At 44.6% G+C, this 24,246-nt stretch carries 28 protein-coding genes and 2 pseudogenes; 18 read left to right on the top strand and 12 right to left on the bottom strand.

Features of this window, described 5'->3' with window-relative positions:
• Positions 1 to 399: 399 nt before the first annotated feature.
• A complete protein-coding gene (gene leuB / locus JGK39_RS23375) occupies positions 400 to 1,485 on the bottom strand; it encodes a 3-isopropylmalate dehydrogenase (protein WP_293258172.1) in 1,086 nt (361 codons plus the stop codon).
• 502 nt (positions 1,486 to 1,987) lie between these two features.
• On the bottom strand, positions 1,988 to 2,182 hold the full coding sequence (locus tag JGK39_RS23370; RefSeq protein ID WP_293258212.1) for a hypothetical protein: 195 nt from the start codon (positions 2,180 to 2,182) through the stop codon (positions 1,988 to 1,990).
• 37 nt (positions 2,183 to 2,219) lie between these two features.
• Between JGK39_RS23370 and JGK39_RS23365 the strand changes: the two genes are divergently transcribed.
• On the top strand, positions 2,220 to 3,344 hold the full coding sequence (locus JGK39_RS23365) for a DUF4336 domain-containing protein (RefSeq protein WP_366048918.1): 1,125 nt from the start codon (positions 2,220 to 2,222) through the stop codon (positions 3,342 to 3,344).
• Between the two features lie 101 nt (positions 3,345 to 3,445).
• Here the strand turns inward: JGK39_RS23365 and JGK39_RS23360 are convergent, their stop codons facing one another.
• Positions 3,446 to 5,230, bottom strand: a complete 1,785-nt coding sequence (locus JGK39_RS23360) for a metallophosphoesterase (protein WP_293258168.1) — start codon at positions 5,228 to 5,230, stop codon at positions 3,446 to 3,448.
• 336 nt (positions 5,231 to 5,566) lie between these two features.
• Here JGK39_RS23360 and JGK39_RS23355 point away from each other — a divergent pair, with 336 nt between their 5' ends.
• The 3 genes from JGK39_RS23355 to JGK39_RS23345 are packed head-to-tail and all read left to right on the top strand — an operon-like array spanning position 5,567 to position 6,983.
• A complete protein-coding gene (locus tag JGK39_RS23355) occupies positions 5,567 to 6,538 on the top strand; it encodes an acetamidase/formamidase family protein (protein ID WP_293258166.1) in 972 nt (323 codons plus the stop codon).
• A 12-nt stretch (positions 6,539 to 6,550) separates the two neighbouring features.
• Positions 6,551 to 6,715, top strand: a complete 165-nt coding sequence (locus tag JGK39_RS23350) for a hypothetical protein (RefSeq protein ID WP_293258164.1) — start codon at positions 6,551 to 6,553, stop codon at positions 6,713 to 6,715.
• On the top strand, positions 6,699 to 6,983 hold the full coding sequence (locus JGK39_RS23345) for a hypothetical protein (protein WP_293258162.1): 285 nt from the start codon (positions 6,699 to 6,701) through the stop codon (positions 6,981 to 6,983). Before JGK39_RS23350 ends, JGK39_RS23345 begins: the two co-directional genes overlap by 17 nt.
• Positions 6,984 to 7,143: 160 nt before the next feature.
• On the opposite strand, the gene JGK39_RS23340 is transcribed toward JGK39_RS23345, so the two are convergent.
• Together JGK39_RS23340 and JGK39_RS23335 are read right to left on the bottom strand one after the other, a co-directional pair.
• Positions 7,144 to 7,539, bottom strand: a complete 396-nt coding sequence (locus JGK39_RS23340; protein ID WP_293258160.1) for an HIT domain-containing protein — start codon at positions 7,537 to 7,539, stop codon at positions 7,144 to 7,146.
• Positions 7,540 to 7,621: 82 nt separating this feature from the next.
• Positions 7,622 to 8,161 carry a DUF4931 domain-containing protein gene (locus JGK39_RS23335; protein WP_293258158.1) on the bottom strand — a complete coding sequence of 180 codons (540 nt, stop codon included), beginning with the start codon at positions 8,159 to 8,161 and terminating at the stop codon, positions 7,622 to 7,624.
• A gap of 288 nt (positions 8,162 to 8,449) precedes the next feature.
• On the opposite strand from JGK39_RS23335, the gene JGK39_RS23330 reads away from it, so the two are divergent.
• The 3 genes and pseudogenes from JGK39_RS23330 to JGK39_RS23320 all read left to right on the top strand — a co-directional run.
• Positions 8,450 to 9,274 carry a Uma2 family endonuclease gene (locus JGK39_RS23330; protein WP_293258156.1) on the top strand — a complete coding sequence of 275 codons (825 nt, stop codon included), beginning with the start codon at positions 8,450 to 8,452 and terminating at the stop codon, positions 9,272 to 9,274.
• A 283-nt stretch (positions 9,275 to 9,557) separates the two neighbouring features.
• On the top strand, positions 9,558 to 9,779 hold the full coding sequence (locus JGK39_RS23325) for a helix-turn-helix transcriptional regulator (protein ID WP_293258154.1): 222 nt from the start codon (positions 9,558 to 9,560) through the stop codon (positions 9,777 to 9,779).
• Positions 9,780 to 9,860: 81 nt separating this feature from the next.
• Positions 9,861 to 10,409, top strand: a pseudogene (locus tag JGK39_RS23320) (ScaI family restriction endonuclease); the annotation flags it as partial.
• On the opposite strand, the gene JGK39_RS23315 reads toward JGK39_RS23320, so the two are convergent.
• Together JGK39_RS23315 and JGK39_RS23310 are read right to left on the bottom strand one after the other, a co-directional pair.
• Positions 10,401 to 11,159 carry a site-specific DNA-methyltransferase gene (locus tag JGK39_RS23315; protein WP_293258152.1) on the bottom strand — a complete coding sequence of 253 codons (759 nt, stop codon included), beginning with the start codon at positions 11,157 to 11,159 and terminating at the stop codon, positions 10,401 to 10,403. The pseudogene JGK39_RS23320 and the gene JGK39_RS23315 overlap by 9 nt on opposite strands.
• A gap of 210 nt (positions 11,160 to 11,369) precedes the next feature.
• Positions 11,370 to 12,029 carry a restriction endonuclease subunit R gene (locus JGK39_RS23310; protein ID WP_293258150.1) on the bottom strand — a complete coding sequence of 220 codons (660 nt, stop codon included), beginning with the start codon at positions 12,027 to 12,029 and terminating at the stop codon, positions 11,370 to 11,372.
• Between the two features lie 167 nt (positions 12,030 to 12,196).
• On the opposite strand from JGK39_RS23310, the gene JGK39_RS23305 reads away from it, so the two are divergent.
• The 5 genes from JGK39_RS23305 to acs all read left to right on the top strand — a co-directional run bounded on the left by JGK39_RS23305 (position 12,197) and on the right by acs (position 15,659).
• Positions 12,197 to 12,421, top strand: a complete 225-nt coding sequence (locus JGK39_RS23305) for an addiction module protein (RefSeq protein ID WP_293258148.1) — start codon at positions 12,197 to 12,199, stop codon at positions 12,419 to 12,421.
• Complete coding sequence (locus JGK39_RS23300) at positions 12,418 to 12,714, top strand: type II toxin-antitoxin system RelE/ParE family toxin (RefSeq protein WP_293258146.1); 297 nt, start codon at positions 12,418 to 12,420, stop codon at positions 12,712 to 12,714. The genes JGK39_RS23305 and JGK39_RS23300 overlap by 4 nt, the downstream gene beginning before the upstream one ends.
• 162 nt (positions 12,715 to 12,876) lie before the next feature.
• Complete coding sequence (locus JGK39_RS23295) at positions 12,877 to 13,227, top strand: DUF433 domain-containing protein (protein WP_293258144.1); 351 nt, start codon at positions 12,877 to 12,879, stop codon at positions 13,225 to 13,227.
• Positions 13,205 to 13,564, top strand: coding sequence for a DUF5615 family PIN-like protein (locus JGK39_RS23290; protein ID WP_293258142.1), 360 nt, complete (start codon positions 13,205 to 13,207; stop codon positions 13,562 to 13,564). The genes JGK39_RS23295 and JGK39_RS23290 overlap by 23 nt, the downstream gene beginning before the upstream one ends.
• Before the next feature lie 124 nt (positions 13,565 to 13,688).
• Positions 13,689 to 15,659 carry an acetate--CoA ligase gene (gene acs / locus JGK39_RS23285; protein ID WP_293258140.1) on the top strand — a complete coding sequence of 657 codons (1,971 nt, stop codon included), beginning with the start codon at positions 13,689 to 13,691 and terminating at the stop codon, positions 15,657 to 15,659.
• 63 nt (positions 15,660 to 15,722) lie between these two features.
• Here the strand turns inward: acs and JGK39_RS23280 are convergent, their stop codons facing one another.
• Together JGK39_RS23280 and JGK39_RS23275 are read right to left on the bottom strand one after the other, a co-directional pair.
• Positions 15,723 to 16,010, bottom strand: coding sequence for a hypothetical protein (locus tag JGK39_RS23280; RefSeq protein WP_293258138.1), 288 nt, complete (start codon positions 16,008 to 16,010; stop codon positions 15,723 to 15,725).
• Positions 16,010 to 16,306 carry a hypothetical protein gene (locus tag JGK39_RS23275; protein WP_293258136.1) on the bottom strand — a complete coding sequence of 99 codons (297 nt, stop codon included), beginning with the start codon at positions 16,304 to 16,306 and terminating at the stop codon, positions 16,010 to 16,012. The genes JGK39_RS23280 and JGK39_RS23275 overlap by 1 nt, the downstream gene beginning before the upstream one ends.
• Positions 16,307 to 16,325: 19 nt before the next feature.
• Between JGK39_RS23275 and JGK39_RS23270 the strand changes: the two genes are divergently transcribed.
• The 5 genes from JGK39_RS23270 to JGK39_RS23250 all read left to right on the top strand — a co-directional run bounded on the left by JGK39_RS23270 (position 16,326) and on the right by JGK39_RS23250 (position 19,022).
• Entirely contained in the window at positions 16,326 to 16,484 is a 159-nt protein-coding gene (locus tag JGK39_RS23270; RefSeq protein ID WP_293258134.1) for a hypothetical protein, read from the top strand.
• A gap of 5 nt (positions 16,485 to 16,489) precedes the next feature.
• Positions 16,490 to 16,675: a hypothetical protein gene (locus JGK39_RS23265; protein WP_293258132.1), complete on the top strand. Its 186-nt coding sequence runs from the start codon at positions 16,490 to 16,492 to the stop codon at positions 16,673 to 16,675.
• A gap of 121 nt (positions 16,676 to 16,796) precedes the next feature.
• Complete coding sequence (locus JGK39_RS23260) at positions 16,797 to 17,372, top strand: Uma2 family endonuclease (protein ID WP_293258130.1); 576 nt, start codon at positions 16,797 to 16,799, stop codon at positions 17,370 to 17,372.
• Positions 17,373 to 17,386: 14 nt separating this feature from the next.
• Positions 17,387 to 17,986, top strand: a complete 600-nt coding sequence (locus tag JGK39_RS23255) for an ACP phosphodiesterase (RefSeq protein WP_293258128.1) — start codon at positions 17,387 to 17,389, stop codon at positions 17,984 to 17,986.
• A 139-nt stretch (positions 17,987 to 18,125) separates the two neighbouring features.
• Positions 18,126 to 19,022, top strand: a complete 897-nt coding sequence (locus JGK39_RS23250) for a thermonuclease family protein (protein ID WP_293258126.1) — start codon at positions 18,126 to 18,128, stop codon at positions 19,020 to 19,022.
• A gap of 98 nt (positions 19,023 to 19,120) precedes the next feature.
• On the opposite strand, the gene JGK39_RS23245 is transcribed toward JGK39_RS23250, so the two are convergent.
• Positions 19,121 to 19,450, bottom strand: a complete 330-nt coding sequence (locus JGK39_RS23245) for a hypothetical protein (RefSeq protein WP_293258124.1) — start codon at positions 19,448 to 19,450, stop codon at positions 19,121 to 19,123.
• Positions 19,451 to 20,042: 592 nt separating this feature from the next.
• On the bottom strand, positions 20,043 to 21,860 hold the full coding sequence (locus tag JGK39_RS23240) for an iron uptake porin (RefSeq protein ID WP_293258122.1): 1,818 nt from the start codon (positions 21,858 to 21,860) through the stop codon (positions 20,043 to 20,045).
• 841 nt (positions 21,861 to 22,701) lie between these two features.
• On the opposite strand from JGK39_RS23240, the gene JGK39_RS23235 reads away from it, so the two are divergent.
• Entirely contained in the window at positions 22,702 to 23,469 is a 768-nt protein-coding gene (locus tag JGK39_RS23235) for a class II glutamine amidotransferase (RefSeq protein ID WP_293258120.1), read from the top strand.
• Positions 23,470 to 23,868: 399 nt separating this feature from the next.
• On the opposite strand, the pseudogene JGK39_RS23230 reads toward JGK39_RS23235, so the two are convergent.
• A pseudogene (locus tag JGK39_RS23230) lies at positions 23,869 to 24,133 on the bottom strand (ISAzo13 family transposase); the annotation flags it as partial.
• Positions 24,134 to 24,246 lie beyond the last annotated feature (113 nt).

The following is a 24,246-nucleotide window of genomic DNA, read 5'->3' as shown; positions in this document are numbered from 1 at the left end:
GCAGTGCGCACCTTACTTAGCTAATCTATTATTTGACAAATATTCTTATATAACACTTATGCACAGACTCTAATTGTAGGGTGTGCACTGCGCACCTTACTACTTGCGAGGCCCGAAGCAATCCCATAATCCTGTCATTGCGAGTTAAGCGGTAAGGTTCGCAATGCGCACCCTACATAATTAGTAGGTGTGCACTGCGCACCTTGCTACTTGCGAGGCCCGAAGCAATCCCATAATCCTGTCATTGCGAGTTAAGCGGTAAGGTGCGCAATGCGCACCCTACATAATTAGTAAGGTGCGCAATGCGCACGCACCCTACATAATTAGGTTCTGGCTAAGTCCTGAAAGCGTGATTTTCTGTCTGAATCGGCTAATTGCTGACGCATCTGACAAGCGAGATTAACCTTGCAAAACTTCAATTAAAGCATCGCCCATTGCCCGACAACCGACAAGTTTCATACCTTCCGACATGATATCACCAGTGCGATAACCTCGATCCAAAACTGCCACAACCGCTTGCTCAATTTTATTAGCAGCTTCCGGCTGATTTAAGGCGTAGCGCAACATCATTGCGGCGCTTAAAACTTGGGCGATGGGATTAGCTTTATCTTGTCCGGCGATATCGGGTGCGGAACCGTGCACTGGTTCAAAAACACCAGGCCCGCTTGCACCCAAACTAGCAGAAGGTAGCATTCCAATACTACCAGTTAGCATCGCCGCCGCATCAGAAAGAATGTCGCCGAATAAGTTACCCGTGACAATTGTGTCGAACTGTTTCGGCCAGCGAATTAACTGCATGGCGGCGTTGTCAACATAAAGGTGAGAAAGTTCCACATCGGGGTATTCTGAAGAAAGGGCAATTATGCGATCGCGCCACAGTTGCGAAACATCCAAAACATTCGCCTTATCAACGGAACACAGCTTTTTTCCGCGCTTCCGGGCAGTCTCAAAAGCCACGCGCCCGATGCGGTCAATTTCTGACTCGGTGTAAGCCATCGTATTCACACCGCGCTTTTCCCCGGTTTCCGTCTCAAAAATGCCTTTCGGTTTGCCAAAATAAATGCCGCCAGTGAGTTCGCGGATGACCATAATATCCACCCCTTCGACAACTTCCCGTTTCAAACTAGAAGCATCAACCAATTGCGGTAAAATAGTCGCAGGACGCAAATTTGCAAACAATCCCAATCCGGCGCGCAGTCCTAACAATCCAGTTTCCGGGCGCTGTTCGCGGGGCAAATTGTCCCACTTGTAACCGCCGATAGCTGCTAATAATATGGCATCGCTGTTGCGGCATTTTTCCAAAGTTTCTTCCGGTAGCGGATTGCCTGTGGCATCAATAGCGGCACCGCCCATTAAAGCTTCTTGAAATTCAAAGCCGATGTCCAATTGTTTGCCGACAAGTTTCAGGACATCTACCGCCACAGCGATAATTTCAGGGCCGATGCCGTCTCCTGGTAAAAGAGTGATGCGGTAGTTTTGAGTCATATCGATTTAGGAGTTTTGATTTGAGATTTGTGATGGAGAATTCTTTGTGCAAAGTAGGTAAACGTATATTACTTGTCCGCCAGACAGATCAGTGGCGTTTATTTCCCTCAATCAGTGTTAACTTAAGCTCAAACAGATTTTTAATCAAATTCAGCTTTTAGTTGAGACTGATGCTTTATACCAATTTTTTATGAGGCTGCTCTCGAATTCGGATCCCCCCTAACCCCCCTTGATAAGGGGGGGACAAGATTCTTCTCTTTCGTCAACCCCTACTCCCCGAATTGAGGGGGATGCGAGGGGGATGGAGATATGTGCAACTTCACATTAAATTGGTATTACGTCCATCTACTAAGGTGAGAAATTCTTGCCAGCCTATAATTGTATCAGCACAAGAGGGCGGGTTTTGCCTCGATTAACTGGTTTCTTTCATAGATTCTTCCCTAAACCCACCCCTAGCAGTATTTCTTTGTTGTGTCTTCTTCTTTTCTCTTCCTTCGCGTCCTTAGCGTCTTCGCGGTTCAATAATCTCCGATTTAGAAACCCAGTTGATGGCTGTGATATTTTTTTTCGATCGCACTTGGGCGCTGAGATTGAAATAAAATAACAAAAGTTCGATCGCACGCACGTACAAAAAATCGGCAAGGAGTCGCGGAGTGACAGACGGCGAAGGCACATCAACATCAGAAAAGATTGACAATCGGGACTATTCATGGCCCTTTTGGCCGATCGTTCCAATGTATCCCTACAGCAGGCGGCGGACAATCCGCAAGGAAATAGTCAAGGACAAAATCTGGACTTTTGACCAACTGCAAGGCATTTTCTACGTAATTGTGCCGATTCGGATGACGGTAATTAAACTCGAATCCGAAGGCCTTCTCGTCTACGCCCCCGTCGCGCCGACTCCTGAGTGCATCCGCTTGGTAAACGAGTTAGTCGCAGAACACGGCGAAGTTAAGTATATCCTGCTGACAACGGTTTCGGGCATCGAACACAAGGTATTTGTCGGCCCGTTTGCGAGGTGTTTTCCCCAAGCACAGGTGTTTGTCGCCCCCAAGCAGTGGAGTTTTCCGCTGAATTTGCCGCTCTCGTGGCTGGGTTTGCCGGCTAAACGCACGTCTGTACTGCCCTCTGACAGCAGCAACACGCCTCTTGCAGGTGAGTTTGATTGGGCAATCTTGGGCCCGATCGACCTCGGTTTAGGCTTTTTTGCGGAAGTTGCGTTATTTCACAGGCGATCGCGCACGCTAATGCTAACAGATTCTGTGGTTTCGATTCCCGAAAACCCGCCCGCGATTCTCCAACTCGACTCGTACCCGCTGCTGTTTCACGCCAAAGACAGCGCCTCGGATGTGGTGGCAGACACCCACGAAAATCGGCGCAAGGGGTGGCAGAGAATCGCCTTATTTGCCATGTATTTTCGCCCCAGCGTGTTGGATGTGCCGCCGTGGTCGGGGGTGTTGGCTAGGGCCCTGAAAGCGCCAGAACGATCGAGAAAAGCTTATTTTGGATTGTATCCGTTTAAGTGGCAAACTGATTGGGTGCGATCGTTCGAGGCTTTGCGGGATGGAGGGCGGTTGTTGGTGGCGCCGGTGTTGCAGACTCTGATTCTCAACCGCGCGCCGAGGGAAACTCTCGATTGGGTGGATAAAGTCGCGAGTTGGGACTTTGATCGGATTGTACCTTGTCATTTCGATCGGGCGATCGACTGCAAGCCCCGCGAATTTCGCCAAGCATTCTCATTTCTGGAAAAACACTCGGTTGTTAATTCTTTACCGGAAGACGATTTTAAATTGCTGAGGGATATTGATGCTGGCTTGAATAAAACTGGTTTGGTTCCGCCTGCAAAAGAGAAGGTTTAATCCGTTATAACTACAACAATTAAATTGGTTTGTAGTGAGGACTTCAGTCCTCAGCATTTTCTGAGGACTGAAGTCCTGACTACAAACATGACTGCACTAAATCACGATTTTTTCAATTTAAACTCATCAAACTTTACTACTTCCGACTTTGGTTTCCTGGTATCAAAATAATAGCTACTAACCGTGCCATTCCCCGTGTCAAATACACTAAAAGCCGTAATATCATTGCTATCAATATACGGCAGTGCCAGCCCATCTTTTCCCAACAAAGGTGCAACTGTTGGCATCACAGGTTCCAGTCCGTTCGGATCTCCAATGGCGCTGTAATCCTCTTGATATCCCGGCGGCACAAATCGGCGCTTTCTCCCCGCAAACGCCCCGTAACTGTTGCCCACATTAGAAGTCTCTAAAAAGTGCATTCCGCTGGAACTCACAAACCGATTCCACAAATGCGAATGTCCGTACAAAACTAACTGCACGCCCGCTGTTTCTAGCAGCGGCACCACATCGCGAATCAGATAATCTTGCTGTTTCGGATACTCGTAACGCACCATCTTAATCTCGCCGTCGGAAGTGCGATCGACTATTTGCACGGGGTCAGTATAAGCAGGTACAATATTGTCGCCCAGAGAATGCGGTGGATGGTGAAACATCACTATTTTATATTTAGCCTGCTGAAATTCCGCACTATATAACTCTTGTTCCAGCCAAGCATATTGAGCGCTGCCCTTGACAATTGGCTCAAAAATATGCTGCCCGTATCCCCATTTTTCGGGACGGTCAAAATCTTCGTCCCGTTCCCGATACCTGCCTTTCGCCCCCGGATCTAAATTGGGAGTCCGCCAGATATTCGTAACATACAATGTCACTAACCGCACGTCTCCAAAAGTCACAGCATAATAATTTTTGTCACTGGGTAAACTAAAGATTTCGTTGTAAGTATCGCTATTAAAACTATTGTTTTTTAACAAAACATCTTGGTCTTTCATCCCATATTTTTTAGTGAGGTATGGATATATTTTTTCCACAGCAGCGCGGGGGAAAGAATCATTAAACTGGTCGTTGAGACTGCTGCTAGTTGAAAACCTACCCATAATCTCATGGTTCCCAATCGTCGGAAATAGAGGCGCGTGTTGGATCAGTTCGCCACCGCTGTACACCGTTTTGATGCCGTTTTTGTCGATTTCGGAGAAGGCGCGGCCTTGGAAACTGGGGAAAAAAGCGCGGCCTCGGTCGTCGTCGAACCATTCGGAAGCGCGATCGGCTATATTAATTAAATCACCAGCCATGAAAACTGCATCAACTTTATCAATTGTTTCTGCAACTTTCTGGAGATTAGCCGCTGTCATTGGCATCAATTGATGGTCGGAAGTGAACAGGATTTTTAGCTTAATTCCCGCTGCTGGTGTCGGAGAAAGACTGAAAACTTTGCTGCTAACAGATTCACCATTCTTCGTTTCGCTAGTCACTAGATAAGGAATGCGAACACCGGGGATTAAATTAGTAACTTCTGCTTCGTGGCGCCAGATGTGACGGACAATTGGATTGTTGTCAATTATGCCCTGTTTCATTTCATCGGAAATGTTGGAGTCTTTGTCTTCGCGAGTCCGGCTTAGCTTGGTAGTATTTGCAGTCGCAATTTTACTCAAATTTTCGCCGTAAGCAACAATATTGCGAGTACCGGGAAACTCAGTAAACCAAACAACTCGCACCGAGTTAGTTGTTGGGAGTTGCAGAAACGGATCGGTTAAAAGTTTGGGTTTGTTGAGGAAAGACTGCATAATCAAACCTAGGAATAGGACAATCAAAATTAAAACAGCAAAAAACCACAGGTTGCGAGAAGAACCTTGGGGTCTTCCTAATTTATCTGGCAATGGTGTTAACATAAGTTATTGTGATTAGTCATTAGTCATTAGTCATTAGTCATTAGTGCTGTCCCCGCTAGTGAACAGCAGTCAGTAGTGAGTAGTCATTAGTATGAAGCAAGAATAGCGATTTCAAATTCTAGACTTAGCAATCTCCATGACAGGTTTGGACGTTTATTTATGTCAAACGTCAACCACTTTTTTACATTTTCTTGTGTCTCCATTTATCTCCATTCTCTTTGTCAGCGCCCTCCGCGCCCTCTGCGGTTCATCAAAACAAAATCTTTTTCAAAAATGATTTAGACTTGCGATATAACAGTCTTAATACCATTAAAGCATCCTTAATTTCAAATAGACATGACCCGTCACCTTCTCAAAGCTAACTGCAAAACCGTACACTTGGGCGGTTTCTCTCCGAAGCTAGAACCTGCTTTAACTGTCGATTCGGGCGATCGCATCGATATCGAAACCTATTCAGGATATTATGTTGCTGACAAGGCCCCGCCGGAATTTTTGACGCCGGAATTTTTAGATATCTGTCAGAATTTACCTGACAACCGCAAAGTCGGCCCGGGCCCGCACTTGCTAACAGGCCCGATTTATGTTAATAATGCCGAACCCGGAGATGTTTTAGAGATTCACATCGAGGCAGTTTACCCGAGTTTACCAGTAGGATTCAATGCAATTCGCGCGGGGTGGGGAGTTTTGTCTGAGTATTTTCCCGCACCTAAATTGCGGTTTATTCCCCTAGATTTAGAGCAAAAATTTGCGGAATTTCCCGCAGGTAGTGGCGCTAAGATTCCGCTGCATCCCTTCTTCGGAATTATCGGCGTTGCTGATTCACAAGTCAACCGTTCTTCTATTCCTCCACAACGCTACGGCGGCAATATGGACAATCAGGAACTGCAACCGGGAACGCGGTTATTTTTACCTGTTTCGGTGCGCGGCGGTTTGCTGTCAATCGGCGACGGACATTCGGCCCAGGGAGACGGCGAAGTTGACGGTACTGCGATTGAAACTTCGATGAATGGGACTATTCAAATCATCTTACGCAAGGATTTATTTCTAATATTTCCGTTTGCTGAAACGCCTACTCATATTGTAATTATGGGTTTCGGTCAAACATTAGATGATGCCTTTGAGATGGCGGTAAAACAGACGGTTTATTGGCTGCAACATTTTGCAGGTTTCAAAGAAGAAGATGCTTATGTTTTGTCTTCGTTAGCGGTAAATTTTCGGATTACGCAGGCTGTCAACAATCCGCAGAAAGGAGTTCACGGAATGGTGCCCAAGTCTGTTTTACCGGAGGTGAAAGCTCTTCGTCGCTGAGTTTTAAAGGGCATGATAACACGTATTGACAAAACAACCTCGATCGCGATCGCACAAATTACACAAATTTATCACTGCGGTTCCTCGATCGCGATCGCACAAGCGTTCAAAATTCAGTTTAAGATTGGGATAGGTTGCAAATTCTATGTAAATGGGTTCTATGAAAAACCAGACTGATGATTCTGCAAAACAAGATTTAGTCGATCGGGCTTTTGGAAGCCCAGCCATCCCGGATCCGACAGCGTGGGTAGACGAACATTATTTTCTGGCTAATTTCGCCAATACTCTCGCCCACATTCAACAAAATCTATCTGATGATAGTTGCGAAATCGGCGAGAGTGCGGACTCTGCCGAGGCGAGATTGTCGATAGAGACTAAAATTAGAGATATGTTGAGAGCTAATTTTAGCGATGACTGCTGGGAGTATGTCGAAAGTTTGTTGTGAGTTTGGTAAAATCGATAAGTATTGCTAGGTTAATAAATCTTGAGTGTAAATTAAGTTGTTGCAGATTGAAATTGTCTATTTCAACCGATGGTTAAAAATCATTAAATTGTCTCCCATCTTCGTCTGGGATATTCCTTGATACATTGTATTCTTTTATACTTTAGGTTTGCCGCAAATTACGATCGCCAGGAATTGCGGTCGATCGCAAAAACTCCGCACTTTCTTCGGGTAAAGCAGTATTGATAAACATCCCGCTACCCAACTCAAACCCAGCCTGCTTGCTCACTCTGGGAATAATTGCGATATACCAGTGAAAGTATTTGGTTGCTTGTTCTGCCGTCGGGACCGATCGAATACTATAGTTATAATCTGGATCGTTCAATCCGTAATAAAGCTTAGCGAGTACCGTTTTTAAAGTATCAGCCAGATCCGTAATTTCCGCATCAGTAATATCATCAAAGGAAGACGAATGTCGGCGCGGAAAAATCCAAATATGAAACGGTGAAAGTGCAGCATAAGGAATAAAAGCCACAAAATATTCGCTTTCAAAAATCACTCTTTCACCGACGCTAATTCATCTTCCAAAGTCCTGCAAAACAGACATTCTCCCGTATCATCAAAATAGCGAACTGCTGCATCTATGCGGCTGCGAAATTGGCTGGAACGGGCGTCGCTGCTATCTGCGAGTGAGGGTGTTCGAGAGAAGTTCCGGCACTTTTCCCGTGATTTTTGAAGATCACAATTGTTTCAACGTGGGGATATTTTCTAATTTCTAAATAGCGGTGACGGTAGACTAAAAGTATGTCAGTTACTTCTTCCACGGTCAACAAAGCAGTCGTCAAATCGTGTCGCGGGTGTTCGACAATTACTTCGTGAAAGCCGATTCCCGACATCATGCGGTGAATTCCCGATGATATCCTGATCCTTTCTGCTGTCGGGGAGAGGGCGGGATATTTGTTACCAATTGCCCTTACTTTCCATGCCGTGCGATCGCCCAAACGGAAAGTTTCTAAGGTTCCGTCTTCCTCATTTCCGACGCAAAACGGGCAATCGGCGCGGTGCGGGGGAACTGCTACCATCAACTTTTTCTTGTTGGCGAATTCGTCCGGTCTTTTTGCCCGTTCCGTGGCGATGATTACCCAATCTCTGGTAATTAGATTTTGTCTAAGTTCAGACATTTGCTTACCTTTGCTTTCAGGATTTAGCTGTTTTTGATTTTAGATAAAATTTTGATTTATGTCACTGCGGGCTTGTATTTTTTAACAAATCTTGATACTTAATAGCTGCGAAATCAAATAGGTCGCAATGGTGAGAAACCGGGTTTTTTACGAAAAGACGCGCTGTAGCCGGGAGATGAGCTAAAAAACCCGGTTTCTTTGGCGGAGTGCCTAAGTCCTGGTATACCAAGTATTAATTATCAATAATTATGATAAAATATATCCATCGCAACAGCTAGGAACTAATCTATGGTTCTCCAAATTAATCCCACAAAACAAGAAATAGTTGTTACCTGGGAAAAACTGCCAGCAGATTTTATATTACCGGACGATCCTGTGGAAAATATTCAACAGCCACCGCTGGCGGCCGCACTGACGGATGCTCTCGGTAGCAACGATCGCATTCAACCGGAAATGTTAATTGCGTCGAATTTTGCGATCGCTACTACGGTGAATCAAAAGACGGTGGTGAAAGCGCCAGACTGGATGTACGTGCCGCGAGTATTGCCGCTAGCCGAAGGAGTAATTCGCCGCAGTTACACGCCGTCTTTGGAGGGAGATCGAGTTGCCATAGCGATGGAATTTCTCTCGGAAACTGACGCAGGGGAATATTCGGTGCGCGCCAAATATCCCTACGGCAAACTGTATTGCTACGAGCAAATTTTGCAGGTTCCTACCTACGTTATTTTCGACCCTTACGCACTCGATTTGGAAGTGCGCTGTCTGCAACAAAATCAATATGTTTTGCAGTCGCCGACAGCGGAGGGACGTTACTGGATACCAGCAATTAATTTGTTTTTGGGTATTTGGTACGGCACGCGATTGGGTACAACTATGCACTGGTTGCGGTGGTGGGATGCAGCGGGAAATTTGCTGCTTTGGAGCTCGGAACAATCGGAATTGGAACGACAAAGGGCCGGACAGGAAAGGCAAAGGGCGGAACAAGAAAGGCAAAGGGCCGAACAGGAAAGAGAAAGGGCCGAAAGTGCGATCGCCCAATTAGAATCCGAACGCCAGCGCAGCGAAGCACTTGCAGCTAAACTTCGGGAATTGGGAATCGATCCGAATGCTTGAAATGGCTATTCCTGCGGGGATAGTTGCGCTTGACGCCCTTTTCTCAATCCATCAAAATTGCGGGAAGGGCGATCGGACTATCTGGTATATCAATAACTTGAAACATTAGACATAAATCTATTCATTACGACCTAAATTACCCGAAGTATCGATGAAAGCAATTAAAGTGATGGCATAGAGTTGATTCTGCTTGGTCAGACTATGAGCGTGCTGGCTTTATTTAATCCTAAATCACACTCATAGTGTGTAGATTTTGGAGTACAGTCACCGATATCTTGCTTATGTGGCAGAAAATCCAGACCTAAAAAAATTTGGAGAGCAAGTTCGCAGGCTAAGGACATCAAAGGGCTTTTCCCAAGAAAAGTTAGCAGAACTAGCCGGACTGCACCGCAACTACATTGGTGGTATTGAGCGGGGTGAGAGGAACATAGCCCTGTTAAACATTTTGCGGTTAGCAAAAGCTCTAGGAGTATCGCCCAGCGAACTATTGCAGGAAATAGAGTAAATGCAATCACCCTATACGGGGCTTCCTGTCCAAGATTGGACAAAAAAGACACGGGAACTCATAGATTGACACCCACTAGATCCACAAGAAATTTATGACGTGGTTATTCAAGTTTGGAGTGAAATTTTTCAATCCAGCATAACCAGCAGAGGCTACAGAATAGGAGTAAATTTATTCCCAACTCCCCAAATTATGGGCTTTTTTTTACATGAACTAATCCCATTAGAATTCGCCAGCAAATACCCCGGAATTTGGCGGCGCGATCGCAGCGCCGTCGAAAAAGATATTGTTCACATCCCGAACAATGACTTCTCAATTGAAATTAAAACTTCTTCAAGTAGTCGTAACACTTACGGCAATCGCAGTTATGCTCAACAAAGCGCCACAGGAGCAAAACCGAAAAAAGACAAGTCCGGCTATTACCTTGTAGTTAATTTCCAGAAATTCAATCCCAAAATGGAAGGCGTACAAACTCTAAATATTAATTTAGTTAGATTTGGATGGATAGATCGAGAAGATTGGCAAGGGCAAACAGCGGCCACTGGTCAGCAAGCTAAATTAAGCCCTGATGTAGAGCGATATAAGCTACTGCAATTGCCTATTCACCAAGATTTACCCTCTTTAAAATAAAGATAATTGAGCTTCACTAATCTGCTTTTGTCTTAGAAAATCATCAATTCGGTTGGCTGCTAAATCGCAGTATTCCTGACAAATCTCAAATCCGATAATAGTGCGCTGCAAATCTAAGGCAACAACCGCCGTAGTTCCTGAACCCAGAAAAGGGTCTAAAATGATTTCATTTGGGTTGGACGAAGCTTTGATTATTCGCTGTATGACAGCACTAGGAAATTGAGCGGGATGAGATGTTCGCTCTTTTGATGCTCTATTTTTACCAGAAGTTACTTTGGGGAATTCCCAAACATCAGTCGGATTTTTGCCTTGGGGATTGACTTTAATTTTGCCATTCTTTTTTTGATTAGGATACTTGACATTTGGATCGCGCACATCATCTAGGTTAAAGGTATAATCTTTATGGTTTTTAACATACCAAAGAAACTTTTCATTGCGCGGTGAAAAGAACTTACTACCAGCAACCCCAGCGCCATAGTGCCAAATAACTTCTTGGATTAGGTAAAAAGGAATTTTGTCCCAAAGTAGATAGGGAATTGGGATAGCTTTAGCTTGATTGGGAATTGATAGATACCCCAAGTTTAGCCAGAAAGCGCCGTTAGGAAGGATTAGCCGATAATTTTCACTTATCCAGCTTTCACACCAGTTTAAATATTTATCAAGTGGTAGTGTTTTTTCGTATTCTTTGCCAATGTTATAGGGGGGACTGGTGACAGTGAGATTTACGCATTCATCAGGGAGCTTTGACATTGCTTCTAAGCAGTCCATTTGATAAATGAGGCAGTTGGAGGCTTGGAAGTAGGGTTTACCTAAAAGATTTACTATGTCAGTTAAAAGCATGATTAAGTTGACGATGGTATAAATCTATATTGGCACGATTGTGCAATTTTTATTGATAAACTTAGGGAGGTAATTAACTCATGTATATTTCCTCAATTTGTCTTCCTGACTTCCCAACCATTACGCCAATTGCAACTGCACGTTCTGCAACTTGCAAATAGCTTTCAACACTTGCGCCAATTCGATCGATCGCCCTTTGTCAATCAAATTCAACTCCGGTAAAATCTGATAAGTGCAAGGATTCCCCCGCGTCAGATGCACAAACTGATAGTTCCGTCCATTTGTCGTCAATCCCCAAACAGACGGTTGCTGCTGCAAACTCTTAAACGCATACGTCAGCAATTGCGGCAAACCGGCCCAGGAGTCGATCGCACTATTTTTCGCCTCGACTACCAAAATCCAAAACTGTGCCGCCGCGAGCTCTGCATCCGGCTGATTTACCGCTAAAATATCCAACCGCCCTTTAATTAAAGTATCCTCATCCTCAACTTCGATCGGTATGCTATCTTCCATTGTCAGCACAACAGGAACTTTAAAAAATCCCGTCAATCTCATCAACGGCGAAAGTGATAAAAACTTAACCAATTCTTCAGAAACCTTTCCCACTTCTAGATAGCGCCAAAAGTCATTGCTGATTTGCAATAATTCCTGCTGTTCAAAATCCGTCAGAGGTTCCAGAGAGAAAAAATCAGTAAAAGAGCCTCCTGTTTGTCTTTCCAGTTTGAGAAGGCGGCGAACGTCATTTAGCGAGAGTTGGCTGGCTTCTAAATTTTGAGTCATGGCTTTTGTGCGATCGGCTTTTCCTGTAAAGTATATTATACAGGCATTACCAGCGGATTTGGCATGATATAATATTAATTTTTCCTCAACTCCACCGTCAACTCTACCTTAAATCTGCTATATTTTATGTGTACCAATTGCCCAGTCTTTTATCGAGGTTAATTAGTATGGATCTCAGTGTCACATTAAATCAAATTACATCTCTCAGTGTTGAAGACCGAATTAGGCTTGTACAAGCAATTTGGGATAGCATCGCAGCAGAGCAAGCTTACCCCAATCTTACAGAAGTACAAAAACAAGAACTCGATCGCCGGATTAGTGATAGCGAAGCTAATCCCGATGATGTAATGACCTGGGAAGAAATTAAAGCTTCGGTAAAAAGACGCTCATGAATTATGTGCTAGTGTTTCGGCCAGAAGTTCGTGAAGAACTCGATGAGGCCTACAGTTGGTACGAAAGTCAGCAACTAGAACTTGGCGACGATTTTTTGGACTGTGTGGACGAGATGTTAAATCGAATTTGTCAGATACCAGAATCATATCCAATTGTGTATCGTGATGTTAGACGGTGTGTGGTGCGACGCTTTCCCTATGCTGTTTACTATCGGATTGTGTCGAGTCGGGTGATTGTGACAGCAATTTTTCACAGTCGGAGAGATCCAAAAACGTGGCAAGTGCGAACATAAACAAATATTTGCAATAGTCTGCGTAGTCTTTGAGTTGTATCATTAAATTAGAGCTGAGGTCGGCACAATGTCTGAAATAACTCAACCCCGAACGACTCAAAGCAATATTGAAAAGTGCGATCGTAGAACTACATTATCAACCCTTCTCCTAACCACCAAGTTATGCAACTAGAAGACTACTTCAACTTCCTGAGACCTGACGATATTCGGCTCAAAGGTTCCCGCATTGGCATCGAAACCATCCTTTATGAATATTTGTTTCGCGCTCGAACTCCCGAAGAAATCGCCAACATTTATACATCGCTCACCCTCGAACAAGTTTATGCGACCATCTTGTATTACCTGCACAACAAAGAAGCAGTCGGTAAGTACATAACTGAATGGGTGGAATGGGGTGATAAAATGCGAGAAGAACAACAGCGCAATCCTTCTCCAGCGGCTAAAAAAATCCGCAAACTGAGAGCAGCAAGAGATGCAATGAGAAAAGCTGATGGCAATCCAGTATCTATTTGATGAAAATGTCGCTCCTGCCTGTGCTAACCAAATTCGCAGGCGCAATCCTGATTTGGTTGTTCTAGCAGTGGGAGAACTAACAGCACCTTCCAAAGGAACTCTCGATCTAGAAATTCTTATTTGGTGCGAAATCCACAACTTCATTCTTGTGACTAACAACCGTCGCTCCATGTTAGTTCATTTAACAGATCGCATAGAGCAAAATCGCCATATCCCAGGAATATTTTTCCTGAACTCCAAGATGAGCATCGGTCAAAATATTGATGAACTGATTTTGATTTATCAAGGATCGTTTGATGATGAGTACCAAGATAAAATTGAGCATTTACCACTGTAATAGTTTATAATATATCCCCAATACTTACAAAATCTTCCAAAGTCTTAAGGAAAATAAACATACTTTTTACCCAATTTATGCACACAATAGCTAAAAAGAGTAACTGAACTACAAACTAACAGCGATGTCACAAGATACCATCGAATCTATTCTGCAAGAAAAACGCCTGTTCCCGCCCACTGCTGAATTCTCCGAAAAAGCTCACGTCAAAAGCTTAGAAGAATACCGCGCCCTCTACGAAAAAGCGAAAGCCGACCCCCAAGCATTCTGGGCCGAACTCGCTACCCAAGAATTAGACTGGTTTCAAAACTGGGATACCGTGCTCGACTGGCAGCCGCCCTTTGCTAAATGGTTTGTTAACGGCAAAATTAACATTTCTTACAATTGTCTCGATCGCCATTTAACCACTTGGCGCAAAAACAAAGCCGCCCTCATTTGGGAAGGCGAACCCGGAGACTCCCGCACCCTGACTTACGCCCAACTCCACCGCGAAGTCTGTCAAATGGCTAACGTCATCAAAGAATTGGGTGTCCAAAAGGGCGATCGCGTCGGCATTTATATGCCCATGATTCCCGAAGCTGCGATCGCCATGTTAGCCTGCGCCAGAATCGGGGCAGTACACAGCGTTGTTTTTGGCGGATTTAGCGCAGAAGCTTTGCGCGATCGCCTCAACGACGGCCAAGCAAAACTCGTCATCACCGCAGACGGAGGCTTCCGCAAAGACGCAGCAGTCGGCCTCAAAGTACAAGTAGACAAAGCATTAGCAAACAACTCCGCACCCAGCGTTACCAACGTTTTAGTCGTCCAGCGTACCAAACAAGAAGTGCAGATGGAACCAGGGCGCGATCGCTGGTGGCACGAATTGCAAAAAAACGCCTCCGCCGACTGCCCCGCCGAACCGATGGATAGCGAAGATATGCTATTTATTCTGTACACTTCAGGAAGTACCGGCAAACCGAAAGGAGTCGTCCACACCACAGGCGGCTACAACCTTTACACCCACATGACAACCAAGTGGATCTTCGACCTCCAAGATACCGATGTCTACTGGTGCACCGCCGACGTAGGCTGGATTACAGGCCACAGTTACATAGTCTACGGCCCCCTTTCCAACGGCGCGACAACCGTCATGTACGAAGGTGCTCCCCGCCCATCGAATCCCGGCTGTTTTTGGGATGTAATCGAAAAATACGGCGTCACCGTTTTCTACACCGCACCCACTGCGATCAGAACATTCATGAAAATGGGCGAAGAATTGCCCAACGCGCGCAATTTATCATCTTTGCGGTTGTTAGGAACCGTCGGCGAACCGATCAATCCCGAAGCTTGGATGTGGTATCAGCGCGTAATTGGTAACTCGAATTGTCCGATCGTTGATACTTGGTGGCAAACAGAAACAGGCGGAATTATGATTACCGCTTTGCCCGGTGCAATTCCGACCAAACCCGGTTCTGCAACCCTTCCTTTCCCCGGGATTGTTGCCGATATCGTTGACCAAGATGGCGAACCAGTAACTAATGAAAGCGGCGGTTATTTAGTAGTCAAACATCCTTGGCCGGGAATGATGCGGACACTTTACAACGATCCCGATCGCTTCCGCCGCACTTATTGGGAATATCTGCACCCGAAAGATGGCAAATTTGTCTACTTTGCAGGGGACGGCGCGCACAAGGATACAGACGGTTATTTTTGGGTAATGGGCCGCGTTGACGACGTGATTAATGTCGCCGGACACCGACTCGGTACGATGGAAGTTGAATCGGCTTTGGTATCGCATCCAGCGGTGGCGGAAGCTGCGGTTGTTGGCAAACCGGATGAGATTAAAGGTGAGGAAATTGTCGCTTTTGTGACGCTGGATAACTCGCAGCAGCCGAGTCCAGAATTGGAGAAGGAGTTGAAGCAGCACGTTGTTAAGGAGATTGGGGCGATCGCCCGTCCCGGCGAAATTCGATTTACCGATGCCTTACCGAAAACGCGCAGCGGTAAAATTATGCGCCGTTTGCTGCGTTCTTTAGCCGCCGGAGAAGAGGTTTCTGGTGATACTTCAACCTTGGAAGATCGGACTGTTTTGGATAAGTTGCGCGGCGGTTCATAATCATAGCAGTAGGGTGCGCCTAGCGCACCTTACTAATTATCTGCGGTTAATAGCTAAAGTCGCTTATTTACCGCGCCACAAATGAACTGCATCGCTGTTAATTTCCGACCTTACTTGCAGCCAATCTTCCAGCAAGTAATCATCATCGACTGCTTCAGAATGCTGTTCGTCTTTGAGAATTGCCAAGACGTGAACTCCAGAGGGATAGTTGACATGACGGATTTCTGGGTTATATCCCAAGTCTTGAATTTTTGCTAAAATGCGATCGACTGCACCGGCAACAGTCAGATCGACGGCCAGAATAATTTGACCTAGTTTAGCTCCTGGTTTTACACATTCGAGAACAGCCATTACTCTTTCTCCTTGTAATTGCAACGGTACATTTGAGGGCGATTTTCCACTTTTCGGGGTAGAGTCACAGATTCTAATTCAACCTGGTAGCGATCGGCTCGTTTTTGGCACTCCTGTTTCGCTTCTCTGGGATTATCAGCAAGGATCGGCTCGTCCCACCTTTCACCCTCTTTTTCTGGATCTTGAATCATAATTAAATTACTCCTTTGTTGGGATGTCAACTTCGGAGAAGTCGTCTTGGCATGGTGCAGCAACATTCTGCCAAGGCGCATTTCTCTGCTATGATTGTACTGCATTTTTCAGTATAATTGCAGTATGAGTCAAAATGTTAAAGTTCTCACCATCCGACTGCCTGAAATAGAAATGCTTCGGCTGGAAGCTTATTGCGCCAACAGCGGTAGAACAAAAACCGATGTGATTCGCGAACAGATTAGGAGTTTAAAAGTTGAAGATAAGTCGCTTTACCCCGATTGATCGCCTTGGTTGATTTACGCGCGATCGCCCGTCCCGGCAAAATTCGATTTACCGATGCTTTGCCGAAAACGCGCAGCGGTAAAATTATGCGGCGGTTGCTGCGTTCTTTAGCCGCCCCAGAAGAGGTTTCTGGGAATACTTCTACCTTGGAAGATCGGACTGTTTTGGATAAGTTGCGCGGCGGTTCATAATCATAGCAGTAGGGTGCGCCATCCGCACCTTACAATAATTTTATGGAGATACGCAGTAATTGGTTTAAATTCACAAATATGAGCTACAATCAAAACAACTTCTGGATTGGAGTTAAGCGCGATGCCACTACTTAGTAAAACCACAGATCGGCGAATTATCCATCATGGAATGTGGGAACGGTTTAAATTTATCGAAAAAGGCTTTGAAGGCTCCGCTGGAGTGCGACTATTTTACTATAACGGGACGATCGAGATTCTGATGCCGGGAGAAGACCGCGAAACTTTTGCTCGTGTCATCGGTTACTTAATAACTACCTTTCTTGTCGAACAAGGAATATTCTTCAAGCCCACAGGCGCAATGACGCAGGAAAGATCGGGAGTTGTCTCTGTGCAAGCAGACGAATCTTACTGCATTGGGAGTGTCAAGCCGATTCCAGATTTGTCGATCGAAGTTGTCTTTACCAGTGGAGGCATCAGTAAGTTAGATCGCTATCAAGCTTTGGGTGTTCCAGAGGTTTGGTTTTGGGAAGATGGATTGCTGAAGATATATCATCTGCAAAACGGTAGCTATCAACGCATCGATCGCAGTCAGCTACCCGGACTCAGCAACCTCAATCTCGATTTGATGAAACGCTGCATTTTGATGGCAGAAACCGATGCAGGGGAAGCTATTAGAGCATTTCGTCGAGAAATGTAGCGGATACTGTAGCAATGAATTATTTAGCTCATCTATTCTTATCAGACGGTACGCCAGCATCGCTGATTGGCAACCTCTTAGGCGATTTTGTCAAGGGTTCCGCAGTCAATCTTTACCCCGATGACATTAGACAGGGCATCGATTTGCACCGAAAAGTGGATAGCTACACGGACTCTCATGCAAGAGTGCGATCGAGCAAAAGCCTTGTTTGCGCCCAGAGACGCAGGTTTGCTGGAGTTTTGGTTGACGTGTTTTACGACCACTTCTTAGCTAAAAATTGGCTGGAATATTCAGAAGTTCCCCTCCGCGATTTTGCGCGCCTAGCCTACAAAGCCCTGCAAGACAACCGCGATATATTGCCAGAATCACTCAAGCGGGTGATGCCGCAAATAATCGCCCGCGACTTGCTCGGATCTTATCAGGATATTGGCGGAATAGACAGTGCTCTGCATCGAATGTCGGCAAGAATCAAGCGCACCAATAACTTAGCAGGCGGAGTGGAAGATTTAACAATTAATTATCAGCAGCTTGAATCAGATTTTCGGGCTTTTTTCCCAGATTTGATAAATTACGCAGCCACTTGCAAAAATCAATATCAAAAATACCCACACTAATCGGTAGGGCGCTTGTGCACCGCTATATATCCGTTAGCGCACTGAGATCCTCACTCCCAACCAATTGCACTCAGCAGCAAACTCATGTACAATCAACCCAATATGTGAATCAAATCTCAAGTCTAACAGGGTGCGAAATATGGCAACCAGAATTCCGAACCTGCAAATAACTCAAGTAGTTGATGGCGATACTGTCAAAGTTGCTCTCAACGGCAAAACCGAGTCTCTGCGGCTGATTTGCGTCGATACAGAAGAAAGTTACTCTAACACTTCAAAGCCTGTAACTGCCGCAGGGAAAGCAGCTTCGGAAATGGCAAAAAAATACTTCGCGACGGCCGATGGTAAACTTCCTCTAATAGACATAGAATTTGATACAGACGATCCGGTTGAAATTGCACTATCAAAACACCGCGACAACTACGGGCGTCTCCTCTGTTACGTACATAAAGATGGAGAAAATTACAATCTAAAACTGATTAAAGAAGGCTGGAGTCCCTACTTTATGAAATACGGGCGATCGCGATTGTATCACCGACAAATGACCGAGGCAGAATCGGCTGCCAAAGCTTACAATCTGATGATTTGGAATCCGATTACCAATGCCAAGATTCCCTCTCGCAACTATGCTAATTTACTGCCTTGGTGGTCGATGCGAGGCTCGATTGTTGAAGAGTTCCGCTTGTCGGAAGCAAGGGGCGGAGCGCTTTCTGTGAGATTGCACTACCCAAAAATCTTAGCAGCTTCCGAGAAAGCTAAATCTATTACTATTTTCTGCGACTTGCAGGCTGGCATTAATAAATGGATCGGCGGCAATGCCCTAATTTATGCGGGTTCAGTTTATCATAAATTAGATTTGTGGATACCGGATGCCGAAACTTATGAAATGGCTCCTTTGAAGCGGTTGATTGAAAAGCGTTATGCAGGTCAAGGACGCGGTTACGTGTATATCAGCGGCCAGGTTGAACAGTACAAAAGCAAGCCTCAAATAATTTTGAAGAATATCAAACAGCTTTCTGACTTTCCCCCAGAAAGTTAATAAAAAATGAAGTTAATTAAGCAAATAAAGAGCGATTCTCAAAAAGCATCGCCCTCTATTGGCCCCCGATCTTCTTTTTTGCCTATATACCCCCATACTTATTGCCGCATGGAAGGAGTATCAAAAAATCGACATCCCAAGGGATTGCTGCGTACAGCTTGATTTTCGGGAGCCGCCGCCGTCGAAGTAGGTTGAGCAGGTACGGTATTGGTCTCTGAAACCGCAAAAGATTTAGAAGTGTTAAGAGCTTTTGGGCGATCGCCAGCAGAAGTCTTAGCACCGTTTTGCGACTCGGCGGTTGTTAAATTGTTCTCTCCCCTTACATTTATATTTGATTCAACAGCCGTTTGTGCTTGACAAGGACAGGCTGTCACAGCCGAAATTGCTGCAAAGCCCAGAGCGAAAAAATAGCCGGTTGAGTTAATCATGTTTTTCTAAACCCTAACTTCAGGAACTCTCGAAGATATGTTAAGATGGTAATTGAATAAAAAATTGATTTCCAGAGTGTTTGTGCGGATTTTTTTTTGAGCAATAACTCCGTACTTTCATGTAGAAAAGACAGATGCAATCAGCAGATTAATCCTACAGATATGAAAATTTAGTAAAGATGATGGGTTTGTACTTAGAAAACAGATTAAGACATCTCCATAGCGGTTTAAATCCGCCTCAGAAACCGCAAACTGGTTGACATTGAAAACTTGCATTTTTTGCAAGTCTTCGGGAAGTTAGCAGCAGTTGAAGTCCTCGCCACATCGGACTGATAAGTAATATTAATTGTTGCAAAATAACCGTTACAAGTTTGTAGTAAGGACTTTAGTCCTCTGACTTTTGGGAGCATCTCAAGGAATGTAAAAGGCGGGTTTTAGGAGTGCTGTCCTCGCTCCTATGTGTTTATATATCGAGCGAGGACAGCACTAATACAACATCAAAACTGAGATACTCCCTGACTTTTATGAGGACTGAAGTCCCAAGGATCGAACCCATAGGAGGACTCAAGTCCTCACTACACTACAAACCCCATTAAAAAGAGAACGAAGTTCTCAACACACCCACCGTAATCGGATCGCTATTGCGACTGTGATCTGGTTGAAAAATCACCATTACTCCAGGAGTAACGCTGATATTATCGCTCACCTGCCAGCGGTAGAATACTTCTACATGAGTAGTAGTTCCGGGTTGGCCGCCTTTGCGCCCTAAACCCGTATCTAAAAAATCAGGAATATTGTTTCCTGTCGGTAAATTGCTGCTGACAATTTTAGGAGGTTGCCCGATATAAATTCCCCCTAAATTCCCTTCGCCAAACAAATCGGGAAAATTCACAAACACCATATAATTTGTAGTTGCCACACTTCCCGATTTTCCCGGAATCCGAGAATTAGTATAACCGGCCCAACCTCCCAAGGCAACTCGCGACGAAACCCGCCAATTCAAACTCGCTCCCACAGCATTTGTTTGCAAGGATGCTGACTTGCTGGTACTAGGATTTACAGCAGTTAATTGGCTGTCTCCCGTGAAACTAATCAAATTGCCGTTAGGCGAATAGTCGTTGACATAATAAACAGTAATATCCACTGGATCTGCGGGAGTCAGAGTTAATTGCAAACCCAGTGTATTGTGTCCGCTAGGCCCGTTAGAACTGACAAAAAATCCGGGTATATTAGTAGAATAAACAGCTTGCAAACTAGCTCGTTTGGCAAATTGCCAGTCAATGCCCGCGCCGCCTAGACCAAAACCAGTATTCAAAATTGGGTTTCTTTGAGCGAAGGCAGAAATCGGCCCGGAAGCTGCACTTTCTGCGCGATTCGGCCCTCGTAAACCGCTAATCATGTTAACTCCCGCTGTTCCTGCAAATACTGCCAATTTATCGCCGACAAGAAAGCGGTAGTTGAGGTCGCTGAGGGTAGCGCCAGATGTTTCGCCGAAATTGTAAGCAAGGTTTACATCTTCGGTTAATTGGGGTGAAGTGCTGCCGTTTTGGTTGAAAAGACCGATTAATAGGTTACTGCGGGGGCTGAATTGAGCGGTGAAGTATAACTGATTTAAATTGATTGTGTTGACATTTGTACCGGGGTCTTTGGTATCTCTTTTGCCGTCTCTGGGAGCGCGATCGGCACCGTTGGGACTGCGGCCTTGTATCCCCACAACTGTGAATCCTGACAGCTTGACTGTGGGCGAAAATTGATTTGCTTGTAGTTCTGTTGTTCGCGCTTCTATTAAGTCGGTGCGACCCCGCAGTACGGCGATATCTGCGGCAAATTCTTCTTGCAATCTTTGCACTGTTAGCAAATCTTCTCGCTTGATTAGGTTCTCATTTCCGGTGCCGATTAATTCGCGAATTTTATCTAAACAAGCATTGACTCCCGCCGCGAATTCATATCTTGTTAAAGCACGGTTTCCGCGAAAAGTTCCGTCGGGATATCCAGCTATGCAGCCGTATCTTTCTACTAAGGATTGCAGTGCGCCAAATGCCCAATCAGTTGGTTTTACGTCGCTGAGTTGAGCAACAGATGTGACTTGTTCTGCGCTTTCCTCTGCGACAGTTTCACCAAGGTTTTCAATAGTGGCGGGAGATTCTGGTAAACTGGGATCGGATGCTGGGATGTTGCGATCGACAAGTTGCTGATTTTCGGGTAAAATGGTCTCCGGTGCATCAACCGCAATTTCTGTAATTGCGGTAGGGGCGGGTTCAGCCTGGTTTTCAATCGCAGCGGGAGATTCGGGTAAACTTGGTTGTGCTAATGCTGGAAGGCTAAATAGTCCTTGCAATCCCCATCCGAGGATTAAGCCTGTGAGAATTTGTCGGTTTGGGCGATCGGATTTTTGATTTGAATTTTTCATTTTCAGTTGTTATACTTGGTGCTTGTTCATTGAAGATATGTGAGATCATTCCCTCCGATAACTCCCCTTATAAAATTGGTTGGTAGTGAGGACTTTAGTCCGCATCCATCTGAGGACTAAAGTCCTCACTACCAACCGTTTTTACTAGGGTAAATGACAGGAAATAATATGAAAACGGGACGAGATGATAAAAATTGATGCTGTGAAATTAAAAATATTAGTAGTGAACAGCGCCGGAGCCACCTGAAAAATACTGGGGAAGTGTAGTTAATGTAGCCAACATTAAACAACTGCTACTTGTAGTCGCCCAAACTAACGCACCATCTCGTCATATTTGGGTGGCTTAGCAGTCCTAATTAGATCGCATTGGCATTAATCTGATTGATTTGATTGGAAATTACGAGATAGGCATCGATGTGCTGTAAATGTGATAACTGATACCAGTTTAAAAAATAATGTAACTGTCGTCAAGCTCCCAACCAGATAAAATAAGTTATTTCCAACTCTTGAATCTCAAATCTAAAATCACCTGACTTTTTGTGCCAACTGAATCGCCAGTTTGTTGATAGTTGTTTTACCATTGTGCAGGGATAGATACCCCGCCAGCCCACATCAGCAAAGATTTGCAACACAAACGGAACAATCAAGACTGCTCTCCGGGATAGGCCACTGAATTTTAGCGCCTCGCATTTTTCTATGATTTAAGTATGATTACGGTTGACAAAGCAAATTAATTATGTTTTTTATGACCCTCTATCAATTCATACTATAATGGTATCATCAAAAATCTGTAGCTGCCCATAGCTGCGGCATCCATCCAAACTCCAGAGATTTAAAAGCTATGTGCCAATTACTGGGAATGAACTGCAATGTTCCAACAGATATTTGCTTCTCTTTTGAAGGTTTTTCTGCAAGAGGTGGTCGAACAGACATTCATCAAGACGGTTGGGGAATTGCTTTTTTTGAAGGTTTGGGATGTCGCCTGTTTATAGACTCGAAACCTGCGATAGCTTCTCCGCTTGCTGAAGTAGTGCGTCGCTATCCCATTCACTCAACTAACGTCATTGCTCATATTCGTAAAGCTACTCAAGGGGAAATTGCTTTAGAAAACTGCCACCCTTTTATTCGGGAACTTTGGGGGCGGTATTGGGTATTTGCTCACAATGGAAATCTGGAAAACTTGAATCCTGAAACTACCGGAATTTACAAACCAGTAGGCAACACTGATAGCGAAAAAGCTTTTTGTTGGATATTAGAAAACCTGCGAGAAAGTTTCCCTCAAAATAAGCCTACTGTGACGGAAATTTACGTGGTTCTCAACGAAATCACTAAAAATCTTGCCGTTCAAGGAATTTTTAACTATTTACTTTCTGATGGAGAACACTTGTTTGCACACTGTTCTACTAATCTGCATTATATTGTGCGACAAGCACCTTTTGCCAGCGCGCATTCTATCGATGAAGATGTAACTGTGGATTTCCGGGAATTGACCAAAGAGGACGATCGCGTGGCGGTGCTTGCCACTTTTCCGCTGACTGATAACGAAGTATGGACGCAAATAAAACCGGGAGAATTGCTGGTATTTCAGGATGGTTTGCCTGTTATTTGAAAGCCTAATTTAGAAAAAATTAATGAAATTAAACCTTGCTGTATATTAGCTTTCCAAGTGTATAGTTTGACTTGCTATGGTTCCAAAATTATTGATTCATATTCAACTACTGCTCTTTGAGGACTCTAGGAAAATCGATATTATTTCAGATGGCAATTCGCGGAGATAGTATAGCCTGTTGATTTTTCTCTAAATTTTTACATAGCAACAAAGTTACATTGAACATTCTGTAAGGAGGAAGGTTATGTATATTTTCTTTGATGGTAACTGTGACCAACCCGAAATAGAAATATCTGATTCAGTGGTGATAAACAAACCGCATATCCTTGACTCCGAGGGCATCACAGAATCGCGAACAGTTGTGTCTGATACCGTATCCACCATAAACCCAGGAGAGCCACTTTTACCACCTCGATCAAATTCTCCAACTTTGACTGCTGCCTTGGCATCAATGGAGATTCGGAGAGTATTAGGGTCACGATCGGATTCAGTATTAATTTGTGTTACCTGTTTAAAAATGGCTTCTGTTTCGGGGATTTTCTTGATGGGTTTAGTTTTAATAACTCGTTTTAAGCTATAACCCAAATCATTCAATTTTCGCCCTTATTGTTTCTACGGTCGGTAGTTCTTCATCACTATAACCCAATACGGTTTACTTAAGGTCGAACAAGTGGTACACTAGGGCGTCGGTTCAGTATTAGGAGTTGACAAAAAAAGGACTTTATGAAATTAGCCAGTGCATGAGTTCGACTCTAGGCCTGGTGTAATTGGTCGAAC

It is taken from the genome of Microcoleus sp. PH2017_12_PCY_D_A (assembly GCF_020738565.1).
Taxonomy (GTDB): domain Bacteria; phylum Cyanobacteriota; class Cyanobacteriia; order Cyanobacteriales; family Microcoleaceae; genus Microcoleus.
The sequence above is the reverse complement of the archived record's forward strand: the minus strand, read 5'-3'. Positions and strand labels throughout refer to the sequence as shown.